28 protein-coding genes are annotated in these 20,067 nt (G+C 57.1%); 10 read left to right on the plus strand and 18 right to left on the minus strand.

What is annotated here, in order from left to right:
• Nucleotides 1-125: 125 nt before the first annotated feature.
• A complete protein-coding gene (locus tag ACR0C3_RS21850; RefSeq protein WP_480760518.1) occupies nt 126-518 on the minus strand; it encodes a hypothetical protein in 393 nt (130 codons plus the stop codon).
• Nucleotides 519-556: 38 nt separating this feature from the next.
• Nucleotides 557-1,765, minus strand: coding sequence for an aminotransferase-like domain-containing protein (locus ACR0C3_RS21855; RefSeq protein ID WP_480760520.1), 1,209 nt, complete (start codon nt 1,763-1,765; stop codon nt 557-559).
• Nucleotides 1,766-1,914: 149 nt separating this feature from the next.
• Between ACR0C3_RS21855 and ACR0C3_RS21860 the strand changes: the two genes are divergently transcribed.
• The gene (locus tag ACR0C3_RS21860; protein ID WP_480760521.1) at nt 1,915-2,679 is read left to right on the plus strand and encodes a FadR/GntR family transcriptional regulator; all 765 of its coding nucleotides are present in this window, start codon (nt 1,915-1,917) and stop codon (nt 2,677-2,679) included.
• A gap of 34 nt (nt 2,680-2,713) precedes the next feature.
• On the opposite strand, the gene ACR0C3_RS21865 is transcribed toward ACR0C3_RS21860, so the two are convergent.
• The 3 genes from ACR0C3_RS21865 to ACR0C3_RS21875 form a co-directional block, all read right to left on the minus strand.
• Nucleotides 2,714-3,493: a class I SAM-dependent methyltransferase gene (locus ACR0C3_RS21865; protein WP_480760522.1), complete on the minus strand. Its 780-nt coding sequence runs from the start codon at nt 3,491-3,493 to the stop codon at nt 2,714-2,716.
• Between the two features lie 191 nt (nt 3,494-3,684).
• Nucleotides 3,685-4,902 (minus strand): glycosyltransferase family 4 protein, encoded by a 1,218-nt coding sequence (locus tag ACR0C3_RS21870; protein WP_480760523.1) that lies wholly within the window; start codon nt 4,900-4,902, stop codon nt 3,685-3,687.
• Between the two features lie 53 nt (nt 4,903-4,955).
• On the minus strand, nt 4,956-5,282 hold the full coding sequence (locus tag ACR0C3_RS21875) for a GNAT family N-acetyltransferase (RefSeq protein WP_480760558.1): 327 nt from the start codon (nt 5,280-5,282) through the stop codon (nt 4,956-4,958).
• On the opposite strand from ACR0C3_RS21875, the gene ACR0C3_RS21880 reads away from it, so the two are divergent.
• On the plus strand, nt 5,235-5,384 hold the full coding sequence (locus ACR0C3_RS21880) for a hypothetical protein (RefSeq protein ID WP_480760561.1): 150 nt from the start codon (nt 5,235-5,237) through the stop codon (nt 5,382-5,384). The two genes, ACR0C3_RS21875 and ACR0C3_RS21880, sit on opposite strands and share 48 nt — an antisense overlap.
• A gap of 32 nt (nt 5,385-5,416) precedes the next feature.
• On the opposite strand, the gene ACR0C3_RS21885 is transcribed toward ACR0C3_RS21880, so the two are convergent.
• From ACR0C3_RS21885 to ACR0C3_RS21920, 8 genes are all read right to left on the minus strand, one after another.
• Nucleotides 5,417-6,523: a DegT/DnrJ/EryC1/StrS family aminotransferase gene (locus tag ACR0C3_RS21885; RefSeq protein WP_480760524.1), complete on the minus strand. Its 1,107-nt coding sequence runs from the start codon at nt 6,521-6,523 to the stop codon at nt 5,417-5,419.
• Nucleotides 6,524-6,535: 12 nt separating this feature from the next.
• The gene (locus ACR0C3_RS21890; RefSeq protein ID WP_480760526.1) at nt 6,536-7,465 is read right to left on the minus strand and encodes a glycosyltransferase family protein; all 930 of its coding nucleotides are present in this window, start codon (nt 7,463-7,465) and stop codon (nt 6,536-6,538) included.
• Between the two features lie 154 nt (nt 7,466-7,619).
• Nucleotides 7,620-8,180, minus strand: a complete 561-nt coding sequence (locus ACR0C3_RS21895; RefSeq protein WP_480760528.1) for a F0F1 ATP synthase subunit B — start codon at nt 8,178-8,180, stop codon at nt 7,620-7,622.
• Nucleotides 8,181-8,185: 5 nt separating this feature from the next.
• Entirely contained in the window at nt 8,186-8,737 is a 552-nt protein-coding gene (locus ACR0C3_RS21900) for a F0F1 ATP synthase subunit B' (RefSeq protein WP_170463175.1), read from the minus strand.
• A gap of 86 nt (nt 8,738-8,823) precedes the next feature.
• The gene (locus ACR0C3_RS21905) at nt 8,824-9,048 is read right to left on the minus strand and encodes a F0F1 ATP synthase subunit C (protein ID WP_005981269.1); all 225 of its coding nucleotides are present in this window, start codon (nt 9,046-9,048) and stop codon (nt 8,824-8,826) included.
• Nucleotides 9,049-9,096: 48 nt separating this feature from the next.
• Nucleotides 9,097-9,855 carry a F0F1 ATP synthase subunit A gene (locus ACR0C3_RS21910; protein ID WP_480760530.1) on the minus strand — a complete coding sequence of 253 codons (759 nt, stop codon included), beginning with the start codon at nt 9,853-9,855 and terminating at the stop codon, nt 9,097-9,099.
• 2 nt (nt 9,856-9,857) lie between these two features.
• Entirely contained in the window at nt 9,858-10,190 is a 333-nt protein-coding gene (locus tag ACR0C3_RS21915; RefSeq protein ID WP_480760531.1) for an AtpZ/AtpI family protein, read from the minus strand.
• A 185-nt stretch (nt 10,191-10,375) separates the two neighbouring features.
• Nucleotides 10,376-11,287, minus strand: a complete 912-nt coding sequence (locus ACR0C3_RS21920) for a DMT family transporter (protein ID WP_480760559.1) — start codon at nt 11,285-11,287, stop codon at nt 10,376-10,378.
• 84 nt (nt 11,288-11,371) lie between these two features.
• Here ACR0C3_RS21920 and ACR0C3_RS21925 point away from each other — a divergent pair, with 84 nt between their 5' ends.
• Nucleotides 11,372-11,707, plus strand: coding sequence for an ArsR/SmtB family transcription factor (locus ACR0C3_RS21925; protein ID WP_480760532.1), 336 nt, complete (start codon nt 11,372-11,374; stop codon nt 11,705-11,707).
• A 1-nt stretch (nt 11,708) separates the two neighbouring features.
• Here the strand turns inward: ACR0C3_RS21925 and ACR0C3_RS21930 are convergent, their stop codons facing one another.
• The 4 genes from ACR0C3_RS21930 to ACR0C3_RS21945 all read right to left on the minus strand — a co-directional run bounded on the left by ACR0C3_RS21930 (nt 11,709) and on the right by ACR0C3_RS21945 (nt 14,323).
• Entirely contained in the window at nt 11,709-12,122 is a 414-nt protein-coding gene (locus tag ACR0C3_RS21930; protein WP_170681308.1) for a universal stress protein, read from the minus strand.
• Between the two features lie 85 nt (nt 12,123-12,207).
• Complete coding sequence (locus ACR0C3_RS21935; protein WP_170643779.1) at nt 12,208-12,483, minus strand: hypothetical protein; 276 nt, start codon at nt 12,481-12,483, stop codon at nt 12,208-12,210.
• Nucleotides 12,484-12,542: 59 nt separating this feature from the next.
• On the minus strand, nt 12,543-13,448 hold the full coding sequence (locus ACR0C3_RS21940; RefSeq protein WP_480760534.1) for a DMT family transporter: 906 nt from the start codon (nt 13,446-13,448) through the stop codon (nt 12,543-12,545).
• Complete coding sequence (locus tag ACR0C3_RS21945; protein ID WP_480760535.1) at nt 13,445-14,323, minus strand: LysR family transcriptional regulator; 879 nt, start codon at nt 14,321-14,323, stop codon at nt 13,445-13,447. Before ACR0C3_RS21945 ends, ACR0C3_RS21940 begins: the two co-directional genes overlap by 4 nt.
• Nucleotides 14,324-14,435: 112 nt before the next feature.
• Here ACR0C3_RS21945 and ACR0C3_RS21950 point away from each other — a divergent pair, with 112 nt between their 5' ends.
• Both ACR0C3_RS21950 and ACR0C3_RS21955 read left to right on the plus strand, forming a co-directional pair.
• Nucleotides 14,436-15,017 (plus strand): FMN-dependent NADH-azoreductase, encoded by a 582-nt coding sequence (locus ACR0C3_RS21950; protein ID WP_480760537.1) that lies wholly within the window; start codon nt 14,436-14,438, stop codon nt 15,015-15,017.
• A gap of 73 nt (nt 15,018-15,090) precedes the next feature.
• Nucleotides 15,091-15,831 (plus strand): aspartate/glutamate racemase family protein, encoded by a 741-nt coding sequence (locus ACR0C3_RS21955; RefSeq protein WP_480760538.1) that lies wholly within the window; start codon nt 15,091-15,093, stop codon nt 15,829-15,831.
• Here the strand turns inward: ACR0C3_RS21955 and ACR0C3_RS21960 are convergent, their stop codons facing one another.
• Nucleotides 15,832-16,362 (minus strand): prolyl-tRNA synthetase associated domain-containing protein, encoded by a 531-nt coding sequence (locus tag ACR0C3_RS21960; protein ID WP_480760540.1) that lies wholly within the window; start codon nt 16,360-16,362, stop codon nt 15,832-15,834.
• Between the two features lie 88 nt (nt 16,363-16,450).
• Here ACR0C3_RS21960 and ACR0C3_RS21965 point away from each other — a divergent pair, with 88 nt between their 5' ends.
• The 5 genes from ACR0C3_RS21965 to ACR0C3_RS21985 all read left to right on the plus strand — a co-directional run bounded on the left by ACR0C3_RS21965 (nt 16,451) and on the right by ACR0C3_RS21985 (nt 20,035).
• Nucleotides 16,451-16,969, plus strand: coding sequence for a hypothetical protein (locus ACR0C3_RS21965; protein ID WP_480760541.1), 519 nt, complete (start codon nt 16,451-16,453; stop codon nt 16,967-16,969).
• 162 nt (nt 16,970-17,131) lie between these two features.
• Nucleotides 17,132-18,640 (plus strand): signal recognition particle protein, encoded by a 1,509-nt coding sequence (ffh, locus tag ACR0C3_RS21970; RefSeq protein WP_480760542.1) that lies wholly within the window; start codon nt 17,132-17,134, stop codon nt 18,638-18,640.
• Entirely contained in the window at nt 18,640-19,194 is a 555-nt protein-coding gene (locus ACR0C3_RS21975; protein ID WP_480760543.1) for a GNAT family N-acetyltransferase, read from the plus strand. Before ffh ends, ACR0C3_RS21975 begins: the two co-directional genes overlap by 1 nt.
• The gene (locus ACR0C3_RS21980) at nt 19,191-19,742 is read left to right on the plus strand and encodes a GNAT family N-acetyltransferase (RefSeq protein WP_480760545.1); all 552 of its coding nucleotides are present in this window, start codon (nt 19,191-19,193) and stop codon (nt 19,740-19,742) included. The genes ACR0C3_RS21975 and ACR0C3_RS21980 overlap by 4 nt, the downstream gene beginning before the upstream one ends.
• Nucleotides 19,739-20,035 (plus strand): chorismate mutase, encoded by a 297-nt coding sequence (locus ACR0C3_RS21985; RefSeq protein ID WP_170380494.1) that lies wholly within the window; start codon nt 19,739-19,741, stop codon nt 20,033-20,035. Before ACR0C3_RS21980 ends, ACR0C3_RS21985 begins: the two co-directional genes overlap by 4 nt.
• Nucleotides 20,036-20,067 lie beyond the last annotated feature (32 nt).

Below are 20,067 nucleotides of genomic sequence, written 5' to 3' on the forward strand. Positions count from 1 at the left end.
GATTCCTAATACAGAGAAGTCTGCGCAACGGATTGGGGCCGAGTCAACGGATATGCGCAGGATATGGGCGATGGACCCGAGTTATCCACAACATCTTGGCAGTTTCACGCGCAATGCGACGCGCGCTAGTAGGGCGTACACTCGAAGACCTGATAGCCGGAACTGCCGGAATAACTGTAGTTGACGCATTCATAGGGACGCAAAAGCAGCGCGCCAAAGATCAACTTTTCCCCAAGTTCCTGATCACAGCCTAGCACGCCCACCGTCACCGCCGCATCCCCCAGCACATCCATCAACGGACAGCCCGAGACCTGCGCCATGGCCAGCGCTGCCCGGTCGCGAACCGGCCCCAGCCGCGGCGCGTATTGAGAGTTCACCCGCACCGCCTCGGCCAATGGGCCGCGCACGCGCACGTCAAAGACACTGCCATTCACCGCGACCCGCGTTGCAGGCATATCACGGAAATGAGGCGAGCCACCCGAACAGGCAGCCAGCAGCAGGATAGGAAGTAAGCGCATCATGCTGCCGTTCTAACGGTGATATGGTTAACGAAGCTTTACCAATCGCCTGCGCGTAAGACCTGCCCAAGGCGTCGAATTCCCTCACGGATGGTGTCCTCGTCCGAGTTTGAAAAACTCAGCCGAATTGTATTTTCACCACTGCCATCCGGGAAAAACGCCTGACCGGGAACAAAGGCCACTTTAACCGTATCCAGAGCTCGGGCCAAAAGCGCAGCACCACTGGTCCCGGCGGGAAGCGTCAGCCACACGAACATCCCGCCTTCAGGTCTGGTCCAGGAGACACCGTCGGGCATATGGGCATGCAACGCCGTCAGCATGGCATCGCGGCGTGCGCGATAGGTCTGCCGCACTTTTGGGATCTGGTTTTCGAAACAGGCCTGCGCCACCTGATGCACGGCCATCTGGTTGATCGTGGCCGAATGCAGATCCGCCGCCTGTTTCATCAGAACCAGCTGCGAGATGATAGGTTTGGCCGCCACAACCCAACCAACCCGCAACCCCGGCGACAGTGTCTTCGAGAAACTGCCGCAATAGATCGTCCGACAGTCCTCAATCGACCCCTTCCGCACTTGCTCTAGCGCCAGAATCGGAGGGATTGGCGCACCGTCATAGCGCAGGGCCTGATAGGCCCCATCTTCGATGACCGCGCAGTCCAGATCCGCGGCCAGATCCAGCAGCGCCTCGCGCCCACGCAAATCGACAGTTTCACCCGTGGGATTGGAAAAGTCCGGCGAGAGATACGCGAATTTGATCCGTCCCGCGCCTGCGGCCTTTCGATATTCCTCGGCCCCTTGATTGCCGGGAATGCTGAGCTGGTCGAAACGCGGCTCATAGGCATTGAACGCGGAGATTGCACCCAGATAGGTCGGCCAGTCAACCAGGGCGGTATCGCCCGGAGACAAGAACAGCTTGCCCAAATAGTCCAGCGCCTGCTGCGAGCCCGACGTGATCAGGATATTGTCCATGTCACAGGCGACCCCGATCGAGGCCATGTGGTCGACGAGCCATTGGCGCAGCGGCGCATATCCTTCGCTCACCGAATATTGCAGCGCCTGTGCTTGTCGATCCGGACCAAGGGCCGTCTGAAAGGCCTGCGTAAACGCGTCCGCCGGAAACAGGGCAGGATCGGGTATGCCACCGGCAAATGAGATGATATCCGGCTGATCCAACAGTTTCAGCAACTCCCTGATCTCGGATGCCTTCATGTTCTGCGTCCGAGTGGCGAATAGCGGATTTGTAGTCATTGGGCTCCTCCGATCTCAATGCGCGCAGCCTATGTAGACACTAAGTAAAGTCAATAATGCTGACCTAATGTTTCACACGATGTGAAGCCCTGTTCTTGAACCCGCACGCGCCCTGTGGTCATATGTTTTGACCAATTTCGGACGACCCTATGCCTTTTCAGAAAATTCACACCGAGAAGCTATCGATTGCAGTGGTCCGGCAGATCGAGCTGCTGATCCTGCGTGGCATCCTACGCCCCGGCGAGAGATTGCCGTCAGAACGAGAACTGGCCGACAGGATGGGAGTCTCGCGCCCGTCCCTGCGCGACGCCATCGCCGAATTGCAGGAGCAGGGCCTTCTGACCGCAAAAGCCGGGTCAGGAATCTATGTGGCCGAGGTGCTAGGATCTGCCTTTTCGCCAGCGCTGATCCGGTTGTTTGGCAGCCATGAAGAAGCGGTGTTCGACTACCTCTCATTCCGCCGCGACCTTGAGGGGCTGGCGGCCGAGCGTGCCGCGCGTCTGGGATCGACCAGTGACCTGAAGGTCGTTCAAGCGATCTTTGACCGGATGGAGGCCGCCCATGACCGCAACGCCACCCAAGATGAGGCGCAACTGGACGCGGACTTCCACATGGCCATCATCGAGGCCAGCCACAATGTGATCATGCTCCATATGATGCGGTCGATGTATGACCTGCTACGTCAGGGCGTGTTCTACAACCGCCAGATGATGTTCCAGCAACGCGCAACCCGCGAAGCCATCCTCGACCAACACCGAGCGATTAACGCCGCCTTACAGGCGCGCAACCCTGCCGAAGCGCGTATGGCGGTGGAACTGCATTTGGATTTCGTCGAGCGCTGTATGAAGGATCAGCAAAAGGCGGAACGAAATGAAGTGATCGCCCGGCAACGGCTAGAGCAAGAAACCGAGTAAGGCGCATAGCTAAGACGGCCTATTCATCAACCCCTCAGTGTTTTTGGTGTTCGGTCATTCGCTGTTTCATTTCAGTAAAGTCCTGCTGGGTAAGACTGGACTTTCTATGGGCTTTTTCCAGCCTCTTACGTTGCCACTTCCTCGGCCAGTGGAGACTATCCAAACTTGTGAACGCATACATATCACCAGTTAGGTGAAACTTGCGCATCCCTAGCTGCGAAGCCATGAAATCCAAGCATGCTTCCGAGAAAAAGCTGATATGCTGTCCAGCCTCAAAAGCCCAATACCACCAATCGCGTGACGGGATATTGGACGGATCAAAACAAGTAGCCGAAAAAAACAAAGTGTCGAACCCGAACTGGTCACGGGCTTCTTGGATGTGACGCAACGGATTGGGCAAATGCTCCAGTACTTCAAAAGCGGTGGCGACGGAATAAGGGTCTTCATCAGCCTCAAACCCTTTGGCGATTAGATTTTCTGCATAGGGATCAGACCAGTGAAAGTGCAAGCCAACATCCCGCAAACCGCGAACCAGTAGCCCATAGCCGCCGCCGAGATCGACCCCGCGTGCGTCACTCAGCCCATTGGATCGCATGGCCAGCGAGACTCCACGGATGTTGTTCAGGTTGCGCACCAGAATGCCTGTGTCAGTCTGTCCAATAGCATCGCTATAGGCTTCCTCCAGCCAAACGGGATTGTCTACCCAGATAAAGCCACAGCTCCGGTCCAGAAAATACTGCGCCTTATGGCGGCCAATGACTTGGGCCTCAAATAGAAATTCGCCTGGCTTACCGGTCAAAGGTGAAATAGGCATGGACGAAAAAAGCTCCTATGGCAATCTAGCCTCAGTTTAGTAGTAGTGGTCTTGGTTTTTTCTTTTTTGTGCTCCTCCAAGACCGAAGTGAGCAAGGAAGCATCCTGAGGATTGCGAAACAGTCAGCCTAACACTACTTCCCTAGCAATATTGCCTCCTAGCAAATACGAAATTCAATGTAATTGCTGCGATCAAAGAACTGCGGGTGCCGATAGAAGCTCTCGGTCTTCGTTCACTAGCGGTTTTTTCAAGATCGCGCGATAGTGAGCTCTGAATTGTTTGCATGTTCTTAACCAAGTCAATTGATGAACACGCTCATGCCCTTCGGCAATCAGCCCGTTTCTGAGTTCATCGTCAGACCAAACTCGAAGCAAAGCATCACTCATTTCCTCCGTGTTTAGAGGATCGAATAGAACGGCAGCGGGCCCCACCTGTTCCGGCAAAGATGTCACCGACGAACATAAAACGGGCACTCCAGCAACAAATGCCTCCCATATCGGAAAACTAGCAGCTTCATGTAGTGATGGCACAACCACACACCGAGCTAGCCGATACAAACTCTGCAATTCGATCGGCGAGACGAAACCAACGAACTTGACCCTCTCTTCCATACCGAGCTCGGCAACCTTCGCAGCTATAGCCGGATAGTGGTCGTTTCTTTGCCCGCTAAACACGAGATAGATGTCAGACGCTCCGTTGTCTTTTGCGCGAGCCGCGGTCTCTATTAAACGGATATGATTTTTGTGAGGCCATGTTTGGGCGGGATAAAATGCAAAGCTCGATGGCAAGGCAAACTTATCCACAGTCTGCGCCAGATCCGACGAAGAAGGCTCTTGGTAGCCAAGGTTCGGTGGCGCAAAAGGAATAACCGCAACCTTCTTTTGAGAAAGCCCATAAGCTTCAACTACATCCTTCTTCACCCATGATGAAACGGTCGAAACCAGTTGTGCTTTCTCGCAGAAATATCTGTAAACAGTGTCCCGCCAAGCGATCTCTTCCGGCTTAAAGAACTCTGGAAAGTGTCTGTGCTGCAGATCATGCGGATGATAAAGGAACGGAACTTCAGTGGCGAAGGCTTCCTGCAATGTGAAGTGCACGATGTCGATGTTCGCCGCTTCGATACGCCCGTTGCTGCCCGAAACACCGTCTGGCGCCCGCATCTGACTAGCTAGGGTTTTGGCCACTCGCTTGTCGTGAGTTTTCTGCAGGAAGTACCGAACCCGCCCCGCGCTACGTTGAAACACATTCCTTTGTTTACTCGGTTTCATAGGGTGGGACGGAAGCAAATGGCAATTCCCTCCCAGATAAGGTTCCAGCCAATCAGCCGAGTTTGGATTGGTGAAAAAAAAGTACTGCTCATCTCCATCAGTTAACTGTGAAAATCCCTGAGCAAGCCCTATGATCAGCATCTCTACGCCACCGGCCCAACCGCCGCCGGCTCTCGCATCTATGCACACGCGCACTACAGAGATCTCCAGGCAACGGTGTCAGGTGAATTCTGAAACTTTTCGGGGAACTGGTATCCATGACGCCGGTACAAAGCTATTGCGGCTGTGTTGCGAACGTCCACTTTGAGTTCCACCCGTGAAGCACCAGCGTCACGCGCCACCTGATGTAGGTAGTCCATCATTCCGTCCGACCATCCCTGGCCACGTGCCGAAGGACCTGTAGCAATACCTAACCGGGGCACCTCAAACCCGTCATTCCATCCTCGCAACATCCCGTAGGCCTTTACGTCAGAATGCTGGAAGCCAGCCGCAAAAACATCCTTTCCCGGATTGTGGCAGATGCCTTGGGCTGTTCTAGCATCGAAGAGATGTGGGTGAAAAAAACAACGATCCTGTTCGGTCAACGAGCCAAAGAACGAAAGCAATGCCTCTACGTCATCTGATGCCAGATTTCTGAACACGCGCGACTCAGTTCTCATTTGGCAATGTTCAGTATGTGACGGCAAACAGTTTCGACGTGATCGTCACTCATTGTTGTATAGGTTGGGAGGTTCAAACCTGTCTCGGCCAAACGTTCGGTCACGACTAGCGGTTCTTTACCAGCATGCCCCTCACGGTAGGGTGGAAGTTTGTGAAGCGGATAGAAAAACGGTCGCGTGTCCACGCCGTTTTCAAGCAGCATCTCAGCAAGTTCATCTCTTGAGCAGCCAAATTCCAACGGATCGATCGTAATGCTGAAAAGCCACGGCGTCCGCTTTGCCCAGTCCGCAACCGGCTGAAAACCGACGCCGCGACACCCGGACAGAGTCTCTTCGTACAAGTCAAAAATTTCCTGACGGCGTTTCAAAATATCCTGATAACGCTCGATCTGTGCGCACAGCATTGCAGCTGCAACGTTCGTCAGTCGAAAATTATATCCCACAATCGGGAAGTAATACCGGCGGTCCGGGTCTACGCCCTGACCTCGCAAGGTGCGCGCGCGCAGGACAAGATTGTCATCGTTGAGAGTAATTGCGCCACCTTCGCCGCAAGTGAAAACCTTATTGCCAAAGAAGGAAAAGGTGGCAATCGACGACATCGAACCAACACGGCGCCCTTTGTATTCGGCCATGTGCGCCTCGGCGGCGTCTTCCACAACCCATAGCCCATGAACTCCGGCTATGTGATTGATCTGATCCATATCGGCTGGATGTCCATAGAGATGGACAGCTATAATCCCTTTGGTTCTTGCCGTGATAGCGTCTTCCAGGCGGGACGGGTCAAGACACCATGTATCCGGATCGACATCGACAAATACCGGCACCGCCCCCATATATCTGACTGCGTTGGCAGTCGCTATGTAGGTCAGAGACGGAACCAGAACTTCGTCTCCGGGGCGCACATCCAACGCCAACAGCGCAAGGTGCAACGCAACGGTCCCATTGCAGACCGCCAAACTATGTTTGACCTGGCAAAGAGACGCAAACTCACTTTCGAAGCGATCCAGAAAAGCACCGCTGGACGAGATCCACGTGCTATCTAAGGCCTCCTGGACGTATTGCTTTTCGAGTCCGCTCAGGTCTGGGATGGCTACAGGTATCACTATAGTACTGCCCTATCTTGCAAAAATCCTGCGAAACAGACCACGCTTGGCCCTCCGCTGGCCGAAAACTCCAAACTCGTCTTGAAATCGCCGAACGTACGCTTGGTAATCGTCCGAACTCTCTTCCACTTTGAGATCGAGATTGTCCATAGCCATCGTCTGCACAATTTCAGTATTCCAGAATTCAGAATGTCCGCAATGAGTACCGCTTCCATCATGACCGATGTTTTGCACAAGGCTTTTCCCGGGGAGCAGGTGTAGCTTGTGATTCAGAAAACACCAAACATAGAACCTAATTGCCCACGAGTTGTTTTTGCCTGCGACTTGATCTTGAAGCATTTTGTGAAAGCCTGCATTCGCTTCAAACTCTAGACCTTCGAGCCTGCCCGACGACTCGAGTTCACTCAATAGTGACAGACCATCCCATTGCACCTGGTTCCAAACGCGTCGCCAAGTTGCCCAGCCCCAACTGCCCCCTTTTCGTAAGAAATATGCCTCTGGCATGTTGGGTATTGGCTCGGAAAACCCGCTGACACTGGCGACCTTGTCGGTACACTCCAAGGTAGCAAGAGACCGGTTCATAAACTCAAGGAACGGCGGTGAGACGACTATATCATCTTCCAGGACAATCACTCGTTCATGTTCATCCAGGATCTTTGTGACGCCATAGATAACTGATTTTGCGAGGCCTAGGTTTGTGTTCTGCCTGATCAGTTTGACAGATCGAAAACCCGTCGTCTCGGCTACAATACCCGCCACTTCGCCCGTCAATCGCGCCTCCTCCGGCACCCTTGGACCGTCAACAAACACTATCAAATCGCTGTTTTGAGCCAGTGGAGAAGTTCGAAGAGCCGCAAGCGTTTGTCTGGTGTGGTCTGGCCTGTTGAACGCAAACAAACAGATCGGAGCCAGTTTATCCGGCGTAAGTTCGAGAAGCTTCATTCAAGGGTACCATTCGACCAAATTGAAGTTGCCACGATTCTATCGGCGAGCAAATTTGTACACAACTCCTACCAGAAGTTTCAAAAAAGAAAACGGCCCGCGCAACTTGGCAGGCCGTCTAGATTGATATTGTTGACAAATCTCAGTCGCACTATCAGTGCAGCTTAGTGCCTACATCTGCGATCGACGCGTCGATCAACTTGTTGGCCTGCGCCGCGCTCATCTGTTTCGCCAGAACCGCGCTGGCTGCAGATACCGCCACCGAGATCGCCTGATCGCGAACTTCCTTCACGGCCGAAGCCTCAGCCGAAGCGATCTGATCCTGCGCGGCCGCCAAACGGCGTGCGATGGATTTTTCCAGATCGACCTTGGCCTGTTCCGCTGCCAGAGCCGCATCGTCCTTGGCCGCAGCCACGATGGCATCTGCCTGCGTCTGCACTTCACGCTGCTTACGCTCATACGAGGCCAGCAGGCTGCGCGCTTCTTCATGCAAGGCGCGGGCTTCGTCCAGCTCGGACTTGATGCCCTCGGCACGGTTGTCCAGGGCGCCACCGATCATGCCGGGGACCTTGAAGTAGAACAGAACCGCGATGAAGACGATGAAGCCCAGAAGAACGACAAAGTCAGTGTTACCCAGCGAGAAAAACGGGCCTTTGGCTGCCAATGCGGGGCTGGCTGCGCCGAAGGTCAGGATAAGGGCAAGAGTGTTCCGCATGTCACTTATCCTTTCATCTGCGCGTCAACGGCACTGTCGATGGCTTTGGCATCTGCCTCGCCGCCCAGTGCGGTCACCAGTTCAGCCGCCGTATCCTTGGCAACCACTTGAATGCTTTCCAGCGCACCGGCTCGGATGTCGGCAATTGCCTTCTCCGATTCAGCCGCCTTTGCAGCGATTTCCGCATCCGCCTTGGCAATCGCGTCATCCAGACCAGACTGGATTTCGGCGCGGGCTTCCGCTGCGATACGCTGAGCCTCAGAACGGGCATCGGCCAGCGCCTTGTTGTAGGCCTCTTCGGCCTCGACCGCCTTGGCCTTCAGATCTTCGGCCGCAGCCAGGTCATTTGTAATGGTCCCCTGACGTTCAGCCAAGATTGCCGCGATGCGGGGCAGAGCCACGCGAGACAGGACCAGAAAGATGACGACCAGCGTAATGACCAGCCAGAAAATCTGGTTGGGGAACCAATCGAAGCAGAGCTGCGGCATCCCGATGGCAGAGCCATAGGAGTCGACGCACGAGCCAGCTACCTCTTTTGTAAGGGGTTCAGTCGCCATGATATCCTCCGTCGGAAACTTGTCTTTACAACAGGTGGGCCGCTATGGCTTGGGCCCACCTGCGCGTAAGGATCAGGTTCCGCAGATTATACGGCGAACATCAGCAGCAGCGAGACCAGGAATGCGAAGATCCCCAGGGCTTCTGCGAACGCGATACCGATGAAGAGGGTTGCGGTCTGCGAAGCAGCCGCCGAAGGGTTGCGCAGAGCGCCGGCCAGGAAGTTGCCTGCTACGTTGCCCACCCCGATTGCGGCTGCGCCGGAACCGATTGCTGCCAGGCCTGCGCCGATGTGTGCGAGATCGCCTTCCATGATGTATCTCCTTACGAATTGGAAGTTTCGATGTTGGGTGTTCGGACCTTAGTGCGACGGATGCAGCGCATCTTTCAGGTAAACACAGGTCAGAATGGTGAAAACGTAGGCCTGAATGAAGGCCACCAGGACCTCGAGACCATACATTGCGGTGATCGCCAGAACGGACACGGGCGAGATCACGGCAACCGCGGCGAAGCCTGCGAAAACCTTGATAACCGCGTGGCCCGCCATGACATTACCGGCAAGACGAATGGAGTGGCTGACGGGGCGCACGAAGTACGAGATCAGCTCGATGATCGCCAGGATCGGGCGCAGTGCCAGAGGCGCGCTGGAAACCCAGAACAGACCCAGGAACGCGGCACCGTTTTTGACAAAACCCAGAACAGTTACGGTCAAGAACACAGCCAGCGCCAGCGGGATGGTGACCGCGAAATGCGAGGTTGTGGTGAACGAGGTCGGGATCAGGCCCAGGAAGTTGGCGCACACAATGAACATGAACAGGGTCATGACATAAGGGAAGAACTTAACGCCTTCCTTGCCGCAGATGTCTTCCAGCATCTTGTAGACGAAACCGTAGGTCAGTTCTGCGATCGACTGCATACGTGTCGGAACGATTGCGCGCTTCGATGTGGGCAGAACCAGAAGCAGAACAACCGCAACGATCGCAAAGAACAGCCACAGGGTCACGTTGGTGATGGTGAACATACCAACAGCGCCTTCGCCAAACAGCGGTTTGACGATGAACTGATCCATTGGGTGGAATACCAGGCTGCTGCCTTCTGCTGCGGTGGTCTCAGTTGCCACGTTCAGTCCCTCTCGTCCTTCTCGGCAGCCGTCGCCGCCATTTGTTTCTCTTGGGCCTCTTTCGCGCTGCGGAGCATAACCTTCACGCCCGCGACAAGGCCCAGCAATGTGAACAGCACCAGAAAGATCGGGATTGTCCCGAGCAGGCTATCCAGCCCGTATCCGATGCCAAATCCGATCCCCAGACCGGATACCATTTCGATGACCATCCTCCAGGCAAGCTCGCCTCCGGACACGTCAGCATCTGCACGAGGCTTGGGCTGATTCGCCTTTTTCGCCGCGTCGATCTTGGCCTCAAGCTGCGCCATACGCTGCTTTTGGTCGTCATCGGTCACGGGCGTTTCCCTCGTACAGTCTTGAGGCTAGGTGCTAAGGGGCAAGGGGCGCAGAGTCAACGGGCTTGAACGCCCGAATTGACGCAGGTTAAAGTACTGATTTTAAAATAATAAACCACTTACTCAAAATCGCTCAACTGCACAGGCAAAGGCCAAAATCAGGCAATTCGCCCAAAATGCCATATTCAACCCCTTGGTTGATCTTTGACTTCTGCGCCTCGGCGCAACCGTCGAATGATGCGCCCATCGATCAGCAAAAGCCCGACAAGGATCGCTGCCATACCAAGCAAATGCTCGGGGCGCAGGGCCTCTTGTAACACCCATGTTCCCAGCACCAATGCCGAGACCGGCGCGATGAGGGTAACGGTTGAAATGTTCGTCGGACCCACTTTGGGCAGCAGCCAATAGAACACGATGAACGCCGCCGAGGTCAGGACAAATCCGATCATCAGCAGAGACGCCCAGGTCTCAACCCGGGTGACATGGGGCAACCCCTCTTGCCAGAGGGCCAGCGGAGTGATCGCCAGCGTCGCTCCGGTTAGAGCCAAGGCAACCAGAACCACGGGCTGCATATCCCGGAACGCGCGCGCGAAGTTGACCGAGAAGGCATAGCAAACCGGAGCCAGCAGGATCAGCAAAATGGCCCAGAACTGGGAATCGGCCCCAGAGTGAAGAACCGGCAGCGACAGCACGACAATTCCCGCGAACCCACAGACCACGCCCAGAGACTTCAAGAAAGTTGCCCGCTCACCCCCCGGCCAAAAATGCGAGACGATGACGGCGAAGGCAGGCGTCGTTGCGTTCACGATACCCGCTACACCCGCGCCGATATGCTGCTGGCCCAGCGCATAAAACGCGAATGGCGCGGCATAGCTGAGCGCACCAAACCCCAGCAAGGCAATCGCGCGGTTGATTGACAGGCGTACGTTCAGACGGGCGCCAATAACGTAAATCCAGCACCCCAGTGCTCCGAACCCGACCCGCCCCATGGACACGGACAGCGGCCCGAGTTCGCGCAGCAAAATAGCGTTGAACATGAAAGACATGCCCCAGCCGATGCCAAGGATACAGATCACCAGCCAATATTTCAGCGGCATTGCGACACCCATTTGCAAGTCAACGCGCAGCATCGCGATGGGCTGCAAATTGTCAAACCGGTTCCTGCGTATTAGGAACGTGCCATGTCTAACGATCTCGATACTGTTTTTGCCGCTTTGGCCGATCCGACCCGCCGCGCCATCCTTGCGATGCTGCTGGAGGATGACATGGCCGTCACCGATGTGGCCGAACCTTTCGAGATGTCATTGGCCGCGATCTCGAAACATCTGGTCATTCTGACCCGGGCCGGGCTGATCAGCCAGGAAAAACGCGGGCGGGTGAAATGGTGCAAGCTTGAGCCGGACGCCCTGCGCGCGGCCTCGGTCTGGATGCAGGGCTTCGGGCAGTTCGAACCTGTCAATCTGGACGCGTTCGAACGGTTCTTGGAAGTCGAGCTGCCTTCGGGAGACGACCCTTAAGTCATCTGACCACGAAGACGGACATTTTTGAATGTTGTGCCAGTTTCCCGGCGTGGCTCGTGAAGATGTAGTCTGTGATCCGCGGGGCGTGTGTGCCAACAACGATCAGATCCGCGCCAATCTCTTCGGCGGCTTTCGCAAGATCCCCGTCCACTTCGGCGGCCACGTCGACGGAGTGGATATTGCGCGTCTCAACCTCGGTGCCACTTAGTTTGCCGATCTCGTCTGCCAGCGCGGATAGGCTTTCGGCAATCGCCTCATCTGTTTGCAAGGCTTCACCAGGCTGCATACCCGTCACGCTGACGAGGGTAACCTTGGCGCTCTGCCATTTGGCGATTTCAGCCGCGACTGCAGTTGCCTTCTGGACCTCAGGCGGCATATGCAAGTCGACAGGGATCATGATGTGATTGTACATGAATTCCTCCTCTCTCCAGTTTTGAGATTAGAGGATACCGCAATTTAGGGCCTTGATCTGGCTCAACCCCTTCAAAAAGGCCGGTTTACCCCTCCTGACTGTATTCTACGTCGGTGATCACACCGGTCACATCCGCCCGGCAAATCCAGGGTGCTTCAGCACCCGTCACAGAGACGCTCACGACCGTTCCCGTTGCCTCTGACCGCGTAGAGGTCGCCTGAACATCGCCAGATGCCACACCTGTTTCCGCCGATACCAGCGCCTCGCAACTGGCCTGCAGATCTGATCCCTTCTTGTCAGAGCCGCTCGGGGCACAGGCACAGAGGAAAAGGGCCGTTCCAATCACGAAAACTCGGGTCATTTTTGCGTTCCTTTCGTGCAATGGTCGAATTCTGCCACAGCTGGGATCAAGCACAAGTGTCACTCCGGCGCTGTTTGCGGAGCGGGCGCTTCGTCTTTCAAGAGCATGAGAAGCGCGAGGATGGTCAGCCCGACCCCACCAAGAATAAGGCCTGTCGGGATGCCGTTGCCCAGCGCGATCTCCCACAGGATCACCCAGCTTGGAACCAGATAGGTATAGGCCATTACCTTGGCCGAGGGCAGGCGCAAAGCGGCGAACTGCACCAGTACGAAACTGACAGCTGTTGCAAAGAAGGACAGGTACAACAGGCCCAGCCAGACGATACCCGGAAGGTTGGCCCAGTCGGTTGCAAGGATGTCGCGCCAGCCAAAGCCGGTCAGCAACAGGCACCCTGCGACGAGCGTGCCGAAGGTGAACACCACGGCCGGCTCGCCCCGATTCAGTTTGCGCACCATCGGGGTGTAGATCGCATGGGCGACACAGCCCCAGAAATAGATGATCTCGCCCCCTCCGATCGAGAAGGCCCGGAACGCCTGCCAATCAGCGCGAAAGATCACCCAAAGCGCACCTGTCGCGCCGACCACCAAGGCCAATGCCATCCGGGGCGTTGTGACCTGACGCAACAGCGCCCACCCAGCGAAGGCGGCGATAACGGGCGTCAAGGTGAACACCGCAGCGGCGCTGACCGGTGGGGCGGTTCGCAGCCCGTAGAACATCAGCACGAAATAGGTGGCGAACAGCCCGCCAAGCACAAGATACCGCCAAGGCGCCCGCGCCGCGCTGCGTGGCAAACCTGTGGTGGCCAATGCGGCAAGGCCGATCACACCTGCTGCTATCCCGAACCTCACCGCATTCAGCGCCGCCGGGGCGATCTCATTGGCGATAATCGACCCCAACGAGAAACTGCCCGCGACCAGGGCCGAGAAGACCAGCATGGCCAGATGGCCACGCGCTTGTGGGCTCATGGCAGCCAGCCCTTGGACTGGTCCTTCAGGAATTGCAGGAAGGACTGCACCTTGGTCGTGCGATGCAGGTCCACATGCGTCACCAGCCACAGCTTGCCGGACCATTCCGGCAGTGGCTCCATGACCTCTTCGAGTTCGGGATGGCGCGCGGCCTCCCATCGGGCCATGAAGCCTATCCCTGCCCCGGCCAGAACCGCTTCGCCACAGGTGAAGTTGTTGGAACACAGGAAAGTCATCGCCTCAACCGGTGCATTCGCACGCAGCCAGCGTGAAAACGGCGCGCGGCTGTTTTCATCGTCATTTCCGACAAATGCGTGATTGCCAAAATCCTCTACACCCGAAGGTTTGCCGCGCCGCGCTATATAATTTTTGCTGGCGTAGAGCCCGACCTCCTGCGCGACAAAGGGCTGTACCACGTTGTCTGGTTGATCGGGCGCGGCACCGGCGCGGATGGCCACATGCGCCTCACCATATTCCAGCCGGAACAGACGATCTCCGGTCAGATAGCGGACGATCAAGCCCGGATGTGACCTCTGAAACTCGGTCAATGTTGGCACGACCAGAGGGGCCAGCGACGCCAGCGAGGTCACGACCAATTCACCCGAGACATCATCCCCGCGGCCCTTCATGCGACCGACCAGCTGGTTGAACTGATCTTCGGTGGCTTGGGCCACGCGCAACAGGTCCTCACCCGCCTCAGTTGGGGTGTACCCCCGCGCATGACGCTGGAACAGCTTCACGCCCAGACGCGCCTCAATGGCGTCGATATGGCGAATGACCGTCGCATGATGCACGCCCAGAACCTCGGCCGCGCCGCTGACCGTTCCCATACGGGCCACCTGATACGCGGTTCTGACTTCGTCCCAATTGTCCATCACGACCTCATAATGTGCAATTTCAAACACTCAATGTTGACTTAGCCGAGTTTTGTTCGCCAGCGCAACGCTCATATTGGGAGCAGAGCGAAAATTCCCCAATGAGGACATCATGACCAAAACAATCCTGCATATCGACGCCTCGGCCCGCCGCACCGGATCAGCAACCCGCGACCTGTCGCATCGCGTCGTCCAGCATCTTGACGCGGACCGCATCATCCGCCGCGATCTGGCCAGCCCCCTGCCCCTGCTGACCGAGGACTGGATCGCTGCAAACTTCACCCCGGCAGACCAACGCGATGCCGTTCAGCGCGACCAACTGGCCCTGTCCGACGAACTGGTGAACGAACTGCAACGCGCCGATACCATCGTGATCGGCCTGCCCATCTACAACTTCTCGGTCCCGGCGGCGTTCAAAGCGTGGATTGATCTGGTTGCCCGAGCCGGTCTGACATTCTCTTACACCGAAAACGGCCCCAAAGGTCTGCTTGAAGGCAAACGCGCCGTTCTGGCCGTTGCATCAGGCGGCACCGCAGTCGGGTCCGAGATCGACTTCGCCACCGACTACGCCAAACATGTTCTGGGCTTCATCGGCATCACCGAGGTCGACATCGTGGCCGCGGATCAATTGGCCATTGATGCCGACTCGTCGGTCAAAAATGCCCACAAAGCCATTGGTGAACTGGCAGCCTGATCTGGCTCTGGTCAAAGCAAAGCGAAACGTCCAATCTGCGCAGCAGTAGCTTTCTGCGGATTGGACGTTTGTCATGAAAAAGATCGGAATTCTTGGGGGTGTCGGCTGGGCCTCGACGGTGGATTACTACCGCGCGATTTCCGAAAGGGCCGGGCGATATTTCGCCGAACGCGGACACGAGTCCCCCCTACCCATTCCACCGATAACAATCGAATCCGTCACGCAAGCCAAAACACGGGCCTTGCGCGGTGTGGCCGGTGATGAGACCAGTTGGGCTGCATTCGACGCGGTGTTTCGCGAAGCGCTTCTGACCTTGGAGAACGCGGGATGTGATTTTGGGATCATCGCCTCAAACACTCCGCACGCACGTCTTCATGCGATCCGGCAGGGGGTGTCGATGCCCATTCTCAGTATCTTCGACGCGACGGCCGAGGTCACCGCTTCAACAGGCGCGTCACGGGCGCTGGTTTTGGGCACGGCCGTGACCATGCACGCGACCAACTACGCCGACAGGTTGGCACAGGAGGGCCTCGCCGCGAATGATCGTCTGCCCGAAGCTGAAATCGCCGAGATGCAGGCCATGATCGACAACGAGTTTTATGGTGGTGCGTCAGAATCCGCTCATGACCGGCTGCTGGCCTTTTGTAACAAGCATGCAGAACCGGGCACGGCCATCCTGCTGGCTTGTACGGAACTGCCACTGGCTTTCCCCAACCATTTGGATGACCCGGTGTTCGAAGCCGACGGACACTTGTTCATCAACCCTTCGGCGGCCCATGTAGCCGCCACGCTGAAACAAGCGTTGGAGGAGTGACTAAGGCAGCCAGGTCACGTCGCATCCGATCCGGTCGAAGAACGCCATCAAATCGGACTGCGTCATCGCGACGGTTCGGTCATTGACCAGCGGGTGCATGTAGATCACGTCGGCCTGCTGCGCCGCTGCGTCCATGAAGAACCGCACGTTATTCTGTACCCCGTTGATCATCGCCAGCGGGCTGACTGCACCCGGACGGATGCCGAGGTTCTCCAACAGGCGATCCGCCGAGCCAAAAGACAGGTTACCGATCCCCAATTCAGCGCCCAGCGCTTTGAGGTCAATCTCGCGGCTCTGTTCAAGCGTCACCAGATAGTTGCGCTTTTTCTTGTCGCGCAGGTACAGGTTCTTCAATCGCAAGGCATTCTCGCCCGGCACCATGAACTGGTCTTCGACGGCCTTCGCATCCTCAACCGTGCGCAGCGGCACATGAGAATGCAGCCGATACTCCAACCCCCAATCATCCAGCTGCGCCAACAACGCATCGGAACTGAGCGGCAATGTGTCCTGAAAAGCAGATGATGCGTCCATGAGACCCTCCTGTTTGACGCGCTCATCGCGCAACACGCGGGCGAATTCAAGCCACGACAGCCCTAGAATTCGATGCTAGCGTGCTGCCATGAAAGTCTCGCGCAATACCCCCGACCAATTGATCCTATCCAATACACCCTGGCTGATGGGCATCATGCTGGTTGTCTTCATCCTCTGTTTCGTCGGCGCAGGCCTCTTCATGGCAACCGAGGGGGGTGAGGGTATCTTTTTTGGCATTTTCTTTGCCCTGGTCGGTGGCGGTTTGGGCTTTGGCGCCTTTTGCGTCTTTGTGCGGCGCGTGCAGGTCATACTGGACCGTCGCACAAACAGCATCCTGATCCGCCGCCAATCGATCTTTGGTTATGACACCGTGGAGCATGATCTGTCGAACCTCTCCCATGCCGAGGTGGAGACCACCACCTCGAGTCGCAAAGGAAACTCGTCCAAGATGCATCGCCCCGTTTTGATTCTGGAAAAGGGCATGAGTGCCGGCCGTCACCCGATTGTCGAAGCTTATATCAGCGGAGGCGGCGCGCAGAGGATGGTCGATGCGGTCAATGCCTGGCTTCCGGCGCACAAGGTTGACTCTGACAGCCAATCCGCCTAAAGCCCCACCCAAACATCCGGAAGCGTATGATCTTCCGGTCCCTTGAGTCGTTCAGGGATCGCCCCCCACCAGCGAGTTTCGCCCGTGGGGGCAATTGTGCATTCAACCGGCGTTTCCTACTTAGGGGATGCCACATCTAAACCGGCATAGGAGGCCGAAGGCATGTTTGAAAATCTATCCGAACGCCTCTCTGGCGTCTTTGACCGGCTGACGAAACAAGGCGCGTTGTCCGAGGAAGACGTCAAAACCGCACTGCGCGAAGTTCGCGTTGCCCTGCTTGAGGCCGACGTCTCGCTGCCCGTAGCACGCGCATTCGTCAAGAAGGTTCAGGAACAGGCGACCGGACAGGCGGTGACCAAGTCGATCACGCCCGGTCAGCAGGTCGTCAAGATCGTGCACGACGCGCTGGTCGAAACCCTGCGTGGCGAGGAAGACCCCGGCAAACTGAAGATCGACAACCCGCCCGCTCCGATCCTGATGGTCGGTCTGCAGGGCTCGGGTAAGACGACCACCACCGGTAAGCTCGCCAAACGCCTGAAAGAGAAAGAGGGCAAGAAGGTCCTGATGGCCTCGCTCGACGTCTATCGCCCGGCGGCGATGGACCAGCTGGCCGTTCTGGGTACGCAGGTCGGTGTCGATACGCTGCCAATCGTTCCGGGCCAATCGCCCGTCGACATCGCCAAACGCGCCAAGCAACAGGCGACACTGGGCGGCTATGACGTCTACATGCTCGACACCGCGGGCCGTCTGCACATTGACGAAGTCCTGATGGACGAGGTCGAGCAAATCCGCAATGTGGTCGACCCGCGCGAAACCCTTCTGGTGGTTGACGGCCTGACCGGTCAGGTCGCGGTTGAAGTCGCCGAGGAGTTCGACGCCAAGGTCGGCATCTCGGGCGTGGTTCTGACCCGAATGGACGGTGACGGGCGCGGCGGTGCGGCGCTGTCGATGCGCGCGGTTACTGGCAAGCCAATCCGCTTTGTCGGTCTGGGCGAGAAGATGGACGCGCTCGAAACCTTCGAGCCGGACCGGATCGCTGGTCGTATTCTGGGCATGGGCGACATCGTTGCTCTGGTCGAAAAGGCCCAGGAAACGATGGAGATGGAACAGACCGAGCGCATGATGAAGCGCATGGTCAAAGGTCAGTTCAACATGAACGACCTAAAAATGCAGCTGGAACAGATGATCCAGATGGGCGGCATGCAAGGCATGATGGGAATGATGCCGGGCATGGGCAAAATGGCCAAGCAGATGGATCAGGCGGGTCTCGACGACAAAATCCTGCGTCAGCAGATCGCCATGATCCAGTCGATGACCAAACGCGAGCGCGCCAACCCGCAGCTGTTGCAGGCCAGCCGCAAGAAACGGATTGCAGCGGGTTCGGGAATGGAAGTCAGCGACCTCAACAAGCTGCTCAAGATGCACCGGCAGATGTCGGACATGATGAAGAAGATGGGCAAGATGGGCAAAGGCAAGATGTTGAAACAGGCCATGAAGGGCATGTTTGGCAAAGGCGGCCCCTCGCCCGAAGAAATGGCCGCAGGTATGGACCCCAAGGCACTGGAACAGGCGGCCAAGGCCATGGGCGGCAAGATGCCCGGTGGCCTGCCTGGACTGGGCGGTGGCATGGGTCTGCCCCAAGGCCTCAGCGGGTTTGGCAAGAAGAAGTAATGACTGCCCTCACGCTTCATATCCCCCAGCTTGAGACCGAGCGCCTGATCCTGCGCGCGCCGTCTGAGGCTGATCTTGACGCAGACACTGCGTTCTTCGCCAGCGAAGCTGCGAAGTTTGTCGGCGGGCAGATGCGTCGGGATGAAGTGTGGCGTGTGATCGCTGCTCTGCTGGGCCACTGGTCGCTGCGCGGCTACGGATACTGGAGCGTCGATGAAAAAGACACCGGCGAATATCTTGGTCGTGTCGGTCTATGGTGCCCCGAAGGCTGGCCTGAACCCGAGGTTGGCTGGACGCTGCTGAACCACGCCACTGGCAAGGGATACGCGACTGAGGCCGGGTTTGCAGCGCGCAACTACGCCTATGATGTTCTGGTTTGGGATACCGCGATCTCGCTGATCGACCCCGAAAACCATGCTAGCATCGCCGTTGCCAAACGTTTGGGCGCACAGTTCGAATACAATTACGAGCATCCCAAGTATGGGACGTCGGAAATCTGGCGGCACCCCGCCCCGGCGGATCTGGTGAACGGTGGAATGGAGGCCTACGCATGACCTCTTTCACCATCCCCACTGTCGAAACTGAACGTCTGATCCTGCGCGCACCGCATCAGGACGACCTGCCCGCGATGACTGCGTTCTTCAAAACAGAACGCAGCTACATGGTGGGAGGCCCAAAGGATGAGCTGGGCAGCTGGGATTCGCTGGCCAAACGGTTGGGTCATTGGGCGCTCAATGGCTTTGGCCTGTGGCATCTGACCCAGAAATCGAGCGGCGCGTTCGTCGGCTGGGCGGGTATGATCTTTGCTCCGGGCTGGGATGAGCCAGAACTGGGCTGGACCCTGATGGAGCAGGCCGAAGGCAAAGGGCTGGGCTTTGAAGCCGCACAAGCCGCGCGCCACTACGCTGCCCAGCATCAAGGCCTGAACGGCGTGATGTCCTATATCGCCCATGCAAATGACCGCTCGCGTGCTTTGGCTGAGCGTCTTGGCGCCAGCTATGAACGCGAAGCCGAGCTGCTGGGTAAGAAAGCCCAGATGTGGCGTCACCCGCGTATCACCGTTTCTAAAACTGCTTTGACCTCCGAAAGGATCGGCCAATGACAAACCCCGTGACACAAGCTGCGACGCTGCTGAAAGAGCATCGCGAAAGCATCGACCGGCTGGACGCGATCCTTGTCTATACGCTGGGCGAGCGGTTCAAGCACACGCAGGCCGTTGGCAAGCTCAAGGCCGAACACGACCTTCCCCCGTCCGATCCCACGCGAGAAGCCGCGCAGATCGCACGGCTAGAAGACCTGGCGAAAGAGGCCGATCTGGACCCCGATTTCGCCAAGGCTTTTCTGAATTTCATCATTCAGGAAGTCATCCGACACCACCGGAAACATCAAGAATGAACCTCCGGTTCAACGAACACCAGAATTGACCG

It is taken from the genome of Ruegeria sp. CK3 (assembly GCF_056536565.1).